The 13829-nt window shown below is 33.4% G+C and carries 13 protein-coding genes; 4 read left to right on the top strand and 9 right to left on the bottom strand.

Annotated features, from left to right (window positions below; genetic code table 11):
* Nucleotides 1-181: 181 nt before the first annotated feature.
* The 9 genes from ilvA to ilvD form a co-directional block, all read right to left on the bottom strand.
* Nucleotides 182-1450, bottom strand: coding sequence for a threonine ammonia-lyase IlvA (gene ilvA / locus HMPREF3046_RS03050; RefSeq protein ID WP_070716355.1), 1269 nt, complete (start codon nt 1448-1450; stop codon nt 182-184).
* A gap of 12 nt (nt 1451-1462) precedes the next feature.
* Nucleotides 1463-2032, bottom strand: coding sequence for a 3-isopropylmalate dehydratase small subunit (gene leuD, locus HMPREF3046_RS03045; protein WP_070716353.1), 570 nt, complete (start codon nt 2030-2032; stop codon nt 1463-1465).
* 3 nt (nt 2033-2035) lie between these two features.
* Nucleotides 2036-3406, bottom strand: a complete 1371-nt coding sequence (leuC, locus tag HMPREF3046_RS03040) for a 3-isopropylmalate dehydratase large subunit (protein ID WP_070716351.1) — start codon at nt 3404-3406, stop codon at nt 2036-2038.
* Nucleotides 3387-4466, bottom strand: a complete 1080-nt coding sequence (gene leuB / locus HMPREF3046_RS03035) for a 3-isopropylmalate dehydrogenase (protein ID WP_070716348.1) — start codon at nt 4464-4466, stop codon at nt 3387-3389. Before leuB ends, leuC begins: the two co-directional genes overlap by 20 nt.
* On the bottom strand, nt 4466-5998 hold the full coding sequence (locus HMPREF3046_RS03030) for a 2-isopropylmalate synthase (protein WP_070716344.1): 1533 nt from the start codon (nt 5996-5998) through the stop codon (nt 4466-4468). The genes leuB and HMPREF3046_RS03030 overlap by 1 nt, the downstream gene beginning before the upstream one ends.
* Before the next feature lie 20 nt (nt 5999-6018).
* Nucleotides 6019-7023 (bottom strand): ketol-acid reductoisomerase, encoded by a 1005-nt coding sequence (ilvC, locus tag HMPREF3046_RS03025; RefSeq protein ID WP_070716341.1) that lies wholly within the window; start codon nt 7021-7023, stop codon nt 6019-6021.
* A 125-nt stretch (nt 7024-7148) separates the two neighbouring features.
* On the bottom strand, nt 7149-7388 hold the full coding sequence (locus HMPREF3046_RS03020; protein WP_070716338.1) for an ACT domain-containing protein: 240 nt from the start codon (nt 7386-7388) through the stop codon (nt 7149-7151).
* Complete coding sequence (gene ilvB / locus HMPREF3046_RS03015; protein ID WP_070716335.1) at nt 7385-9103, bottom strand: biosynthetic-type acetolactate synthase large subunit; 1719 nt, start codon at nt 9101-9103, stop codon at nt 7385-7387. The genes HMPREF3046_RS03020 and ilvB overlap by 4 nt, the downstream gene beginning before the upstream one ends.
* An 18-nt stretch (nt 9104-9121) precedes the next feature.
* Nucleotides 9122-10810, bottom strand: coding sequence for a dihydroxy-acid dehydratase (gene ilvD, locus HMPREF3046_RS03010; RefSeq protein ID WP_070716334.1), 1689 nt, complete (start codon nt 10808-10810; stop codon nt 9122-9124).
* A 440-nt stretch (nt 10811-11250) separates the two neighbouring features.
* Between ilvD and tsaE the strand changes: the two genes are divergently transcribed.
* The 4 genes from tsaE to tsaD are packed head-to-tail and all read left to right on the top strand — an operon-like array spanning nt 11251 to nt 13813.
* The gene (tsaE, locus tag HMPREF3046_RS03005; RefSeq protein WP_070716331.1) at nt 11251-11712 is read left to right on the top strand and encodes a tRNA (adenosine(37)-N6)-threonylcarbamoyltransferase complex ATPase subunit type 1 TsaE; all 462 of its coding nucleotides are present in this window, start codon (nt 11251-11253) and stop codon (nt 11710-11712) included.
* Nucleotides 11693-12358: a tRNA (adenosine(37)-N6)-threonylcarbamoyltransferase complex dimerization subunit type 1 TsaB gene (tsaB, locus tag HMPREF3046_RS03000; protein ID WP_070716329.1), complete on the top strand. Its 666-nt coding sequence runs from the start codon at nt 11693-11695 to the stop codon at nt 12356-12358. The genes tsaE and tsaB overlap by 20 nt, the downstream gene beginning before the upstream one ends.
* Before the next feature lie 11 nt (nt 12359-12369).
* Nucleotides 12370-12795, top strand: coding sequence for a ribosomal protein S18-alanine N-acetyltransferase (rimI, locus tag HMPREF3046_RS02995; protein WP_369963310.1), 426 nt, complete (start codon nt 12370-12372; stop codon nt 12793-12795).
* Complete coding sequence (gene tsaD / locus HMPREF3046_RS02990) at nt 12788-13813, top strand: tRNA (adenosine(37)-N6)-threonylcarbamoyltransferase complex transferase subunit TsaD (RefSeq protein WP_070716326.1); 1026 nt, start codon at nt 12788-12790, stop codon at nt 13811-13813. Before rimI ends, tsaD begins: the two co-directional genes overlap by 8 nt.
* The last annotated feature ends 16 nt before the right edge of the window (nt 13814-13829 follow it).

Raw genomic sequence — 13829 nt, 5'->3', positions numbered from 1 at the left:
ACGTTGCCAGGCAAATCATTGTATGGATGCGAAGAGCCGATATTGAGACCGTGAGGTCTCTTTTTTTATGTCGAAATTTAGATAAAGCTTTTGAAACTAATGAATTGAGAAGTGGAAGTATTAAACTAAAAAATAATAAAACTTCTTCAATAATATACTGAAGAAGTTTTTTAATATGATTTCAAATTAATAATGAATACAACATTTTATTTTCATTAATATAAATATTTGATGGATCAAATTCATCGACATTATGTTTTAATTGTTCTAAATCTTGATGATTATTTAACTGAATGCCAATAATAACAGTACCAGTATTTTGAGAAGCTTTTTTTAGATATTCAAATTTAGTAATGTCATCTTGAGGTCCTAAGACATCATTAACAAATTCTTTTAAAGCTCCTGGACGTTGCGGGAAGTTTAAAATAAAATAATGTTTCATTTCTTCATATAAAAGTGAACGTTCTTCAATTTCTTTCATACGATTAATATCATTATTTCCACCACTGACTACGCATACTACAGTTTTTCCTATAATATTGTCTTTATAAAATTCAAGAGCTGATACACTTAATGCACCTGCTGGTTCTGCTACTATTGCTTGTTTAGAGTACATATCTAAAATTGTAGAACATACTGCACCTTCATCAATTTGTAAGTAGTCGTTGACATATTGTTTGGCAATATTAAAAGTAATATCTCCAACACGTGCTACTGAAGCGCCATCAACAAATTTATCGATATGTTCTAAAGTTACAACTTTATTTTGAACTACTACTGATTCATACATACTACTTGCTCCAGCAGGTTCGACGCCAATGATTTGTGTATGTGGACTATGTTCATGCATATATGTACTTACACCGGATATTAGACCTCCGCCTCCAATAGCTGCAAAAAGATAATCAAATTGAATCGTTTCTTTTTTTGCTTCTAATAAAATTTCTTTGGCCAACGTCCCTTGACCAGCGATGGTATAAATATTGTTGAATGGATCAATAAATGTCATATGATGCTCATCTGTATAAACTAAAGCTTCTTTTAAACAATCATCAAATGTATCGCCAGTTAGAACGATTTCTACATTTTCTGCACCGAAGAATTTAACTTGATTTACTTTTTGAAGAGGGGTTGTCACTGGCATAAAGATAACAGCTTTTAAATTTAATGCTTTAGCAGTATAAGCTACTCCTTGGGCATGATTACCAGCACTTGCGCAAGTAATACCTTTTGATTTGGCTTGTGTGTCTAATACTGAAATAGCGTTATAAGCACCACGTAATTTAAATGAGCGTACCCATTGCAAGTCTTCTCTTTTTAAATAAACATTACAATTATATTTTTGTGAAAGATAATGATCATATTGTAATGGTGTTTCTTTCACAACATCTTTTATACGTAAATAAGCTTCGTCTACATCAGTAGCTGTTACGGTTGTCTTTAAAACCATTTGTTATCATCCTTACATTATTTTCTCATATTTCTCTATTAATTCTTCATATTTTAATGTAATAGCAATATCATCTAATCCATTTATAAGTTTATCTTTCCAAGTTTCATCTATATCAAAGTGGAAAGATCGATTATTTGCTGACACAGTTTGATTTGGTAAATCAACCGTTATATTATTTTTATTGGCTAGATATTTTCTAGATTGTTCATTTAAAACGATAGGTAACATTCCATTTTTTGTACAATTCATATAGAAGATATCGCTAAAACCACCAGCAATAATAATATTAAAACCAAAATCTTTTAAAGCCCAAGCAGCATGTTCACGACTTGAACCACAACCAAAATTGTCTCCAGTAATAAGAATTGAAGCATCTTTATATTTTGGTTTGTTTAGATTAAAATCTGGATTATCCGATCCATCAGGTAAATAACGCCATTCATCAAAAGCAAAAGGTCCAAAACCAGTTTTAGTAATTCGTTTAAGATGAACTTTTGGAATAATTTGATCTGTATCAATATTATCGTTAAGCAAAGGGACTACTTTACCTGTGTATTGGGTGATAGGCTGATTATCCATTACTTATACAACCACCTTTCTTACATCAACGAATTTACCATTTATTGCTGCGGCTGCTGCCATAGCTGGAGAAACAAGATGTGTACGTGCACCTTTACCTTGTCGACCCTCAAAATTTCGATTACTTGTTGAGGCACAATGGACACCTTCTGGTACCTGATCAGGATTCATTCCTAAGCACATGGAACATCCAGGTTCTCTCCATTCAAAGCCTGCTTCTTTAAATACTTTGTCTAATCCAAGAGATTCTGCCTCTTTTTTTACTGTACGTGAGCCAGGAACAACAATAGCAGTAATTTTAGGATGTACTTTTTTTCCTTTTACGATATGGCTGGCTTCTATCAAATCTGATAGGCGAGCATTAGTACATGAACCTAAAAAGACATAACCTAAATCAATATCTTCTGCTTTTTGACCAGGTTTTAGTCCCATATAGTTGTATGCACGTTCATCATTAATATTTTGAATTTCTGGAAATGGAGAACTAAAATTCACACCCATCTCTGGATTTGTGCCCCATGTTACTTGAGGTTCTAAATTTGTTACATCAAGTGTAATCACTTTGTCAAAATGAGCGTCTTCATCTGAATATAGTTTCTGCCATTCTCCAATAGATTGATTAAAGTTTTGTGCATATGGTCGACCTTTGATGTATTTAAATGTAGTTTCATCGGGTTGAATAATACCGTATTTAGCTCCACCTTCAATTGCCATGTTACAAATTGTCATTCGCCCCTCCATGGATAGTGATTGAATTGTTTCTCCAGTAAACTCAAGTGCATAGCCTGTTCCGAAATCTACACCATGTTGATTAATTAAATGTAAAATAATATCTTTTGCATACACACCAGGTTGTAATTTACCTGAAACTTCAATTTTAAGATTTTTAGGTTTTGTTTGCCATAATGTTTGAGTTGCAAAAACATGTTCTACTTCACTTGTTCCAATGCCAAAAGCAATGGCACCAAATGCCCCGTGAGTTGCTGTATGTGAGTCACCACATACGATCGTCTTACTTGGTTGTGTTAATCCAGTTTCAGGGCCTACCATATGAACGATACCTTGCTCATCTGAACCCATATCAAAAATATGTACCCCAAAATCTTTGGCATTTTTCTGTAAAGTCGTAATCTGTTTATTAGCAATTTCATCTCTAATATTAAATATGTCGATTGTGGGTACATTATGATCAAGAGTTGCAAAGGTTAAATCTGGACGTCTAAGTTGTCTTTTTTGAAGTCTTAATCCTTCAAAAGCTTGAGGAGAGGTCACTTCATGTATAAGATGTAAATCTATGTATAAGAGTTGAGGTTCGCCTTCTTTACCAGTTAAGACATGTTTATTCCAAACTTTATCAAATAATGTTTGAGCCATTATTTATGTACCTCCCTTTATTGATAGCTTTTTTTAGTAACTTAAAGATTTCTGAAGTTTTATAGTGTCCTCCAAGATCTTTTGTTGTTTTACCAACTTTAATTAAATGATATACAGCATGTTCTAATTCTTCTGCTGCTACACTTTGATTTAAACTTTCTCTTAAACACATTGCTAGTGACAATACCATTCCAAATGGATTAGCAAGATTTTGATTAGCAATGTCAGGCGCTGAACCATGAATAGGTTCATAAAGTCTAGTACCGTGTTCACTAAAACTTGCTGAAGGGGATAAACCGAGTGAACCAGGTATTACTGAAGCTTCATCACTTAAAATATCACCAAAGAGATTTTCAGTAACAATGACGTCGAATTGTGAAGGGTGAGTAATTAAATGCATACTACACGCATCAACGAGTAAATGATTTAATTCGATGTCCGGATAAGACTTGCTTACTTCAGTAACAGTTTTTCTCCAAAGTTTACTTGAAGCAAGGACATTCTCTTTATCTACAGAAGTTACTTTTTTATTACGAGTACGTGCTAATTCAAATGCAACCTTAGCAATACGTTCTATTTCAGCTTTAGTATAAGTGAGAGAATCTAATGCTTCAGAATGATTAATATGTCTAGGTTCACCAAAATAAATGCCACTCGTTAATTCACGAACTATAACTAAGTCTGTATGTTTAACACGCGCTTCTTTTAAAGGTGAAAATTGACTGATACCTTCAGTCACTTTAGTAGGACGAATATTAGCAAATAAGCCTAACTTTTTACGTAATGCTAATAATCCTTGCTCTGGACGATTATTAGGATCTGTCCATTTTGGTCCTCCAACTGCTCCTAATAAAATCGCATCTGCTTCTTGACAGGCAGAGAGTGTTTCATTAGGAAGGGGAGTGCCATGTATATCAATGGCGGCTCCTCCAAAATCATAACTTTTTAAATTATAAGTGAAATTGTATTTCTTACTTATTATTTCTAATAGCTCTAAACTTCCATTTAAAATTTCAGGCCCGATACCATCTCCGGGTAAAGCAACAATTTTATATGTCATTATTTATTACCTACTTTCTCTAAACTTTGGGCAATATATTTAGCATGAGCATCTACATATGCTTTACAAGAAGCTTGAAGTATATCATGATCGATACCTATACCATTAACATGTTGATTTTCAATAACAAGCTCAACATGAACCTCAGCTTGTGCATCTGTACCTTCAGTAACTGAATCAATTCTATAATCGATTAGTTTACTATCCTTTTTAAAAATACGATCAACAGCGTTGTAAATTGCAACAATTGATCCTGTACCAATACTCGAGTCTTGATAAATATGACCTTTTTTATCTTTAATGACAACAACTGCACTTTGTAGACCATTTGAAACATATTGTAATTGCAAATTTTCTACTTGATACATTGCATTTTGTTCATGTTCAGAACCTTGAATCATCGCATGAATATCTCGGTCAGATACTGACTTTTTCTTATCTGCTACTGCTTTAAATTGTTTGAATAACTCGATTTGTTGTTTAGGTTCAATGTCATAACCTAACGTTTTAAGTTTTTCAGCAAAAGCATGTTTACCAGAAAGTTTGCCTAAAGGTAATTCGTTTTTACTTATTCCAACAAGTTGAGGTGTCATGATTTCGTACGTTTCAGGATTTTTAAGAACACCATCTTGATGAATACCTGATTCATGACTGAAAGCATTTCGACCAACAATTGCTTTATTTCTTGGAACTCGAATGCCTGCATATCTAGAAATTAAATCTGAAGTCAATTTAGTTTGCTCTAATTTTAATTTTGTTTCAATACCATAATGATCTTTGCGAACGTATAGTGCTAGTGCAATTTCTTCTAATGCAGTATTACCTGCGCGTTCACCAATACCATTTACAGTACCTTCAATGCGTTTCGCACCATTTTCAATTGCAGCTAAGCTATTTGCTACTGCCATACCCAAATCATCATGACAATGTGCACTATAAATAATTTCTTTTTCTGATTTAACATTTGTAATAAGAGATTTAAAAATGGCACCATATTCACTTGGATAGCTATATCCCACAGTATCTGGAATATTGATTATTGTAGCTCCAGCATCAACAGCTGTTTGAACAGATTTTATAAGGAATGATTGATCTGTTCTTGATGCATCTTCTGGTGAGAACTGTACTACATCGAATAATGATTTAGCATAACTGACATGTTCTTTAATTGATTCTAAGACTTCTTCTTGAGTCATTTTTAGCTTATGCTCTAAATGAATAGGGGAAGTAGCAATAAATACATGAACACGTGGTTTAGCAGCACATTTTGTTGCTTCATATACAGCATCAATATCAGATTTTTTACATCTTGCTAATCCACACACTGCAGTGGTAGTTAATGTTTTAGAGATTGCTTCTACAGATTTAAAACTTCCAGTACTTGAAGCGGGGAAGCCTGCTTCAATAACATCGACTCCCCATTTTTCAAGTTGCTTAGCAATACTTAAACGTTCATCAAATGAAAAATTCACACCAGGTGTTTGCTCTCCATCCCTTAACGTTGTATCAAATATTTGAATATGGCTTTCCATTTTTATCATCTCCTTACATTTTATTTTTGAATACTTTTAGATTTAATAAATGGCATCATTTTTCTTAGTTCACGACCCACTGCTTCAATTTCATGCCCATGTTGTTGCTCACGTAATTCATAAAATTCCTTAAATCCATTTTCGTTATCTTTAACAAAACGATTAGCGAAATTACCATTTTGAATGTCTTTAAGTACTTCTTTCATATTGTCTTTAACATCTGGAGTAATGACACGTGGACCAGATACGTAGTCACCAAATTCAGCAGTATTTGAAATTGAATAACGTACATTTTCCATACCGCCTTCATACATTAAATCAACGATAAGTTTCATTTCGTGTAGTACTTCAAAATATGCTAATTCTTTTTGATATCCAGCTTCCACTAATGTCTCAAAACCACTTTGAATCAGTTTATGAATTCCTCCACAAAGTACAGCTTGTTCACCGAATAAGTCAGTTTCAGTTTCTTCTTTAAATGTTGTTTCAATAACACCAGCACGTGTAGCACCAATACCTTTTGCATAACTTAAAGCAATATCACGTGCATGACCTGTAGCATCTTGTTGAACACCAAATAATGCTGGCACAGCTGAACCTTCAACAAATGTACGTCTTACTAGATGACCAGGACCTTTAGGTGCTACTAAGAAGACATCAACATCTTTAGGTGGTTCGATAACGTTAAAATGGATATTAAATCCATGTGCAAAAGCTAATGCATTGCCAGCTTCTAAATTTGGAGCAATTTCATTTTTATATACATTACCTTGAATTTCATCAGGAAGTAATACCATAATAACGTCTGCTTGTTTTACTGCTTCAGCCACTGGATAAACATCTAATCCATCTTCTTTAGCTTTATTAAATGAATTACTTGGACGAATACCAACTCTTACATCGTAACTGTTATCTTTAAGGTTTTGAGCATGTGCATGGCCTTGAGAACCATAACCGATAATAGCGATTTTTTTACCTTGTAGTGCATCTTTTTCTATTGATTGATCATAATAAACTTTTGTCATAATACTTTCCTCCATTAGCTAAAAAATTTTGAAAATTCCGAATATTAAAAAGGTGATAATTAACTTCATGATGTTAGACATTCAATATGATAATTGATGTAAAATGCTAGCGCATCATCTAAGAATTAATCATTCACATCTTCAACATTAATAACACTGACTTGTTTTTTTAATTTAGTAATTAAAATTCGATAAACATCTTCATCCTCAATATGAACTTTGATTGTCATATCAGATATGCCATACTCACTAGCAGGTTTTACATATAATTCATTGATATTGTACTGTAATCTTACAAAAGCACTTGTGATTCGATTTAACGTACTGACTTGGTCAACTACTTTTAATTTTAAAGTTCGGTTCATTCTAGTCCCTCCATTTCATGATTAGCTTTACCACTAGGGATCATAGGATTTACAGGTTCCGCTGGAGAAATTCTTACTTCAATTAAAGCAGGACCTTCATAACTGAAAGCTTCATCTAATTGCGATTTTAATTTATTAGGGTGATCGATTAAGAAGCTTTTAACACCGTAAGCTTCAGCCATTTTAATAAAATCTGGTTGATCATTGAAAACAGAATGTGAAAAACGTTGATTAAAGAATTTATCTTGCCATTGTTTTACCATTCCTAATGTACCGTTGTTAATTAAAACAATTTTTACATTTAGATGATATTCAGGTAATAACGCCATCTCTTGATTGGTCATTTGGAATCCACCATCACCTACAAAACAAATAACTGTTTTATCTGGAGCTGCGAGTTGTGCACCAATTGCTGAAGGAATACCGAATCCCATTGTTCCTAATCCACCACTTGTAACCCATTGACTATGATGTTTAAAAGGATAAAATTGTGCTGACCACATTTGATGCTGACCTACATCTGTAGTGACGATGGCTTCACCGTTTGTGATTTTACCAATATATTCTATGGCTTCTTGTGGACGACAAAATGTATCATTAGCTTTTTTGTATTTAAATGGATGTTTTGATTTATTATCTAAACAATGGTCTACCCATTCTTTGTATGTAGCATGACTTTGATATTCAATAACTAATGCTTCTAATACTTTTTTACAATCTGCAACAATTCCGAGTGTTGTAGGAATTACTTTGTTAATTTCTGATTCATCAATATCAATGTGTACCACTTTAGCGTTTGGTGCGAATTCGTTAGGATTACTAGCCAAACGATCATCAAATCGACTACCTAAATTAATGAGTAAGTCACATTCAGTGAGTGCCATGTTACTTGCATAAGAACCATGCATACCGCCCATACCAAGGAAAAGAGGATTTTCATATGGAATAGCACCTAGACCTAATAAAGTTGTAACGACTGGAATTTGATGTTGAGTAACAAATTCAGTTAATAAAGCATTTGATTTTGAGTGATTGATACCTGCTCCAGCTAAAACAACAGGTTTTTTTGCATGATTTAAATATTGAGAAAGTTGTTGGATATCTTCTTTATTTGGATTTTCAGTTACTTGATATGAAGGTAAATGAACTTCTTCTTCAAGTGGAGCTGAAGAAGTTAAAACACCCATATCTTTTGGGAAATCAATAACTACAGGTCCTTTACGTCCAGTATTTGCTAAATAGAATGCTTCGTGAACAATTCTAGGGATATCATCTACATGTTTAACTTGATAATTAGCTTTTGTAATTGGTGTCGTCATTGATAATAAATCAGCTTCTTGGAATGCATCTTTACCAATACCAGGGGTTGCCACTTGTCCTGTAAACACGACTAAGGGTAGAGAATCACAATAAGCATCAGTAATACCAGTGATAGCATTTGTAGCTCCAGGTCCACTTGTTACGACGACGACACCTGGTTTACCTGAAACACGTGCGTATCCTTCAGCGGCATGGGTAGCACCTTGTTCATGACGTGCAAGAATATGTTTAATTTTTTCATCATAAAATGTATCGTATAATGGTAAAACTGCACCACCTGGGTATCCAAAAATGAAATCAACATCTTCGTGTACAAGTGCTTCTACTAATAAGTCAGAACCACTTCGAGTTGTAAGTGTTTCGGTTTGTTTATTACTTTCCTTTGTTTTTGACATATTTATCACTCCTTAAATTTAAATAAGATTTTCTGGTACTTGCATAATACCACCTGTATTTGCACTGGTTACTAAAGCAGTGTATCTTGCAAGATAACCTGTTTTTACTTTAGCTTTAAAAGGCTCAAGTTCTTCTTTACGTTTATACAATTCTTTTTGAGGCTGATTAACATCTAAAGTTCGGTTTACTAAGTCAATAGTAATTTCATCACCATCTCTAATCAGACCGATAGGACCTCCTGAGGCTGCTTCTGGAGAAATATGACCTACAGCGATACCACGAGTGGCTCCAGAAAAACGACCATCCGTAATTAAAGCAACATCTTTTCCTAAACCTCTTCCGACGATAGATGATGTAGGAGCTAACATTTCTGGCATACCCGGACCTCCTTTAGGTCCTTCATATCGAATGACAACTACATGACCTTCACGAACTGTTTTATTATCAATTGCTTCTACAGCTGCATCGTGTGAATCAAAGCAAATTGCTTTTCCTTTAAATACTTTAATTGAAGGATCAACACCACCAACTTTAATTACTGCACCTTTAGGAGCAATATTACCGAATAAGACGGACAATCCACCTTCTTTATCATATGGAGCATCTAAAGAATGAATAACATCGAAGTTTTTAATCTCTTTACCTTGGTTATTTTCTCTTAATGTTTTACCAGTGACTGTTAGTCGATCAGGATGTAGGGTTCCTTCTTTTTTCATTAATTCATTAATGATTGCTGGACATCCACCAGCTTCATGAACATCATGCATAGAATAAGAAGAACTTGGTGCAATTTTAGATAAATAAGGTGTTTTTTTAGCAATTTCATTAATTCTTTCTAAGTCATATTCAATTCCAGCTTCATTAGCAATTGCTAATGTATGAAGTACAGTATTTGTTGAACCACCCATTGCCATATCTAAAGCAAATGCATCATCAATTGCTTCTTTCGTAACAATATCACGAGGTTTAATGTCATTCTTGATATTTTCTACCAATTGGAATGCTGCTTGTCTAATCATTTCACGACGTTGTTTGCTTACTGCTAAAGCTGTACCGTTATAGGGAAGTGCTAATCCTAAGACTTCCATTAAACAGTTCATAGAATTTGCTGTGAACATTCCTGCACATGATCCACATGTTGGACAAGCATTTTGTTCCATATCTAAAAATTCTTCTTTAGTAATTGAACCTTCTTTAAAAGCTCCGACTGCTTCGAACATAGATGATAAAGTTAAAGCTTTTCCCTGAGTAGATAAACCAGCTTTCATTGGACCACCCGAACAAAAGATAGCAGGGACATTCGTTCTGACAGCTGCTAATAACATTCCAGGTGTAATTTTGTCACAGTTAGGAATATAAAATACACCATCAAACCAATGAGCATTGATAACAGTTTCAGCCGCATCTGCAATAATTTCACGTGACGGTAAGGAATACCTCATACCAATATGTCCCATTGCTATTCCATCATCGACGCCGATTGTATTAAATTCAAAAGGAATTGCACCTGCTTCACGAATCGCTTCTTTTGCAATATCTGCTAATTCTCTTAAATGAACATGTCCAGGAACGATATCGATATATGAATTACAAACTGCTACAAAAGGCTTATTCATGTCAGTAGGACTTTTAAGTGCTCCTGTCGCGTGTAATAGGCTTCTTGCTGGTGCTTGGTGATCACCTTTTTTTATCATGTCACTTCTCATTTATTCATTCCCCCATAAATTACTAATTATTAAAATAAAAAAACGCCCCAATAAAGTTGGGACGTTTTTAAGTCCCATTCAATGAGAAATAGGACTTAAACATTTAGTAAATTAAGCTACTAAAGTTCCAGCCCTGAAGAGTATAATAAAATAATTAAATTTTCTAGTGGTGACAGTGAATATGTAAATGATTGCATGGTATTATACTCCTTTCTTGAATGGAAGATTATTTGAATAGTTAGAATTGTTTAAAAATTTGATAAATTAAATTTACACTAAACGAATATTAAAGTCAACACTCTTTTTAGAATTTTCTAACAATTTAGATAAATGATTTATGTTTTATTAATGAGAAATTTTTAGTAAAGTTTGTTACAATTATTAAGTTAATTTTAGATGCAATAACGAAGTGTAAAATAAACATGAGGAGAGAACAATACATGATACCTATCAAAAATTTAGATGAGATGGAACATTTTGCTGAAATTTTAACGAAGTATGTTGGTTCAAAAGATGTCATTTTATTGAATGGAGATTTAGGTGCTGGTAAAACAACGTTGACTCAATTTATAGGTAAATATCTAGGAGTAAAGCGTAATATTAATTCTCCAACGTTTAATATCATAAAATCATACCAAGGTAAGGAGTTAAAACTCCATCATATGGACTGTTATCGCTTAGAAGATTCAGATGAAGATTTAGGATTTAATGAATACTTTGAAGATGACGCTGTTACAATAATTGAATGGAGTCAATTTATACAGGAATTCCTTCCGAAAGAGTATTTAGTGATTAATATTACGACTATAAATGAAAATCAACGACAAATTAATATAGAAGCAAAAGGCTATCATTATACTAAAATAAAGGAAGAGATAGACAATGAACTTACTATTAATTGATACTTCAAATCAACCCATGTCAATTGCTTTGATGAACGATGATGAGGTTTTAGCAATAAAAACAACAAATAGTAAAAAAGATCATTCGAGCCAACTTATGCCTGGTATTCAATCCTTATTTAATGAATCGAATTTAAAAAAACAAGAAATAGATGGGATTGTTGTGGCAAAAGGGCCTGGCTCTTATACAGGAGTGAGAATAGGCGTTACTGTAGCGAAAACATTAGCCTATGCTTTGAACACTAAATTATATGGTGTATCATCATTAAAAGCATTAGCGGCTACCATAGATACGAATGATAAAAGAGTTATTGTACCCATATTTGATGCTCGTCGAGAAGCGGTATACACAGGATTATATCAATATGAAAACAATCAATTAAATACAATTGAAAATGACCAATATATTTCTTTAGAAGCGTTGCATAAAAAACTCAATGATTTAAATCAACCTTATGTGTTTGTAGGAGAGGATACGGAAAAATTATCTGAATTACTACATGGAGATATTGAGACTAAACTGCCTAATGCAACTGTCATGAAACACTTGATTCATCAATCTGAGAACATTCATACGTTTGTACCAAATTATATAAAATTGTCAGAGGCGGAACGTAATTGGTTAAACCAACAGAAGAACAGTTAACCATTAGAGCGATGCAAGTCGATGATGTACCAAGTGTTTTCGATATTGAGAGAGAAAGCTTCAACGATAGTTCATGGACCATCGATGCATTTTATCATGAATTAAATGAAAATAACTTCGCAAAGTATTTTGTTGTTATTTTTCAAGAAGAAATTATTGGATATTTAGGATTATGGATAGTAATTGATCAAGCTCAAATTACAACAATAGCAATCAAAGAATCATTCAGAGACTATGGATTAGGTCAGCTATTACTTAATTATGTGATGGACTATGCTAGGCATACTTGTGATGTGATGAGTTTAGAAGTGAGAATTACGAATGTGATAGCTCAACATGTATATAAAAAATTAGGGTTTCAATATGGCGGTAAAAGAAAAAATTACTATGGAGAAGGCGAGGATGCATTAGTGATGTGGGTGAATTTAAATGAGTAGAGATATATTAATATTAGCGGTTGAAACAAGCTGTGACGAAACAAGTGTAAGTGTTATAAAAAATGGAAATACGATTCTATCTAATATTGTACTTAGTCAAATAGAAAGTCATAAACGTTTCGGGGGAGTAGTCCCTGAAGTTGCAAGTAGACACCATGTAGAGGGAATTACAACTACAATTGATGAAGCGTTATCTTCAGCTAATGCTACTATGGAAGATATCGATGCCGTAGCTGTTACACAAGGCCCTGGATTAATAGGGGCACTTCTAATAGGAATTAATGCAGCAAAAGCTTTAGCATTTGCTTATAATAAGCCAGTTATTCCTGTTCATCATATTGCAGGGCATATTTATGCTAATCATCTTGAAGAACCGTTAACTTTTCCTTTAATAGCATTAATCGTTTCGGGTGGACATACAGAACTCGTTTATATGAAATCACATTTAAATTTTGAAGTAATTGGTGAAACACGAGATGATGCTGTAGGAGAGGCTTATGATAAGGTAGCAAGAACAATTGATTTACCATATCCAGGAGGTCCAGCTATAGATGCACTTGCTTTGGAAGGGAAGGACACATACCAGTTTCCTAGAGTATGGCTTGAAAAAGATAGTTATGATTTTAGTTTTAGTGGATTAAAAAGTGCAGTGATTAATAAGTTACACAATCAACGACAAAAAAATGAAGATATAAAAAAAGAAGATGTTGCTACCAGTTTCCAAAATAGTGTTGTCGATGTATTAAGTACAAAAGCTATTAATGCTTGTAAAGCTTATAATGTTGAACACCTTATTGTAGCTGGCGGAGTAGCTAGTAATAAAGGATTAAGAGAACGATTAAATCATTTGTGTAAAGAAAATAACATTAAACTGTCAATACCTAATTCAAAGTTATGTACAGATAATGCTGCTATGATTGGAGCTGCTGGATATTATTACTATAAAGCTGGCATAACTTCATCTCTAGACTTAAATGGAAAAAATAATATAGATATTGAAGATGTAACAGTTGAATAATAAAGTAAAAAGTAAT

It is taken from the genome of Staphylococcus sp. HMSC070D05, assembly GCF_001815595.1.
GTDB classification, from domain to species: domain Bacteria; phylum Bacillota; class Bacilli; order Staphylococcales; family Staphylococcaceae; genus Staphylococcus; species Staphylococcus hominis.
The sequence above is the reverse complement of the archived record's forward strand: the minus strand, read 5'-3'. Positions and strand labels throughout refer to the sequence as shown.

Bases quoted from the DNA above. Each gene is read 5' to 3' on its own strand.
- ilvA (WP_070716355.1), bottom strand. From the start codon at position 1,450: ATGGTTTTAAAGACAACCGTAACAGCTACTGATGTAGACGAAGCTTAT.
- tsaB (WP_070716329.1), top strand. From the start codon at position 11,693: ATGAACTTACTATTAATTGATACTTCAAATCAACCCATGTCAATTGCT.
- ilvD (WP_070716334.1), bottom strand. From the start codon at position 10,810: ATGAGAAGTGACATGATAAAAAAAGGTGATCACCAAGCACCAGCAAGA.
- HMPREF3046_RS03020 (WP_070716338.1), bottom strand. From the start codon at position 7,388: ATGAACCGAACTTTAAAATTAAAAGTAGTTGACCAAGTCAGTACGTTA.
- ilvC (WP_070716341.1), bottom strand. From the start codon at position 7,023: ATGACAAAAGTTTATTATGATCAATCAATAGAAAAAGATGCACTACAA.
- leuD (WP_070716353.1), bottom strand. From the start codon at position 2,032: ATGGATAATCAGCCTATCACCCAATACACAGGTAAAGTAGTCCCTTTG.
- leuC (WP_070716351.1), bottom strand. From the start codon at position 3,406: ATGGCTCAAACATTATTTGATAAAGTTTGGAATAAACATGTCTTAACT.
- tsaD (WP_070716326.1), top strand. From the start codon at position 12,788: ATGAGTAGAGATATATTAATATTAGCGGTTGAAACAAGCTGTGACGAA.
- tsaE (WP_070716331.1), top strand. From the start codon at position 11,251: ATGATACCTATCAAAAATTTAGATGAGATGGAACATTTTGCTGAAATT.
- HMPREF3046_RS03030 (WP_070716344.1), bottom strand. From the start codon at position 5,998: ATGGAAAGCCATATTCAAATATTTGATACAACGTTAAGGGATGGAGAG.
- leuB (WP_070716348.1), bottom strand. From the start codon at position 4,466: ATGACATATAAAATTGTTGCTTTACCCGGAGATGGTATCGGGCCTGAA.
- rimI (WP_369963310.1), top strand. From the start codon at position 12,370: ATGCAAGTCGATGATGTACCAAGTGTTTTCGATATTGAGAGAGAAAGC.
- ilvB (WP_070716335.1), bottom strand. From the start codon at position 9,103: ATGTCAAAAACAAAGGAAAGTAATAAACAAACCGAAACACTTACAACT.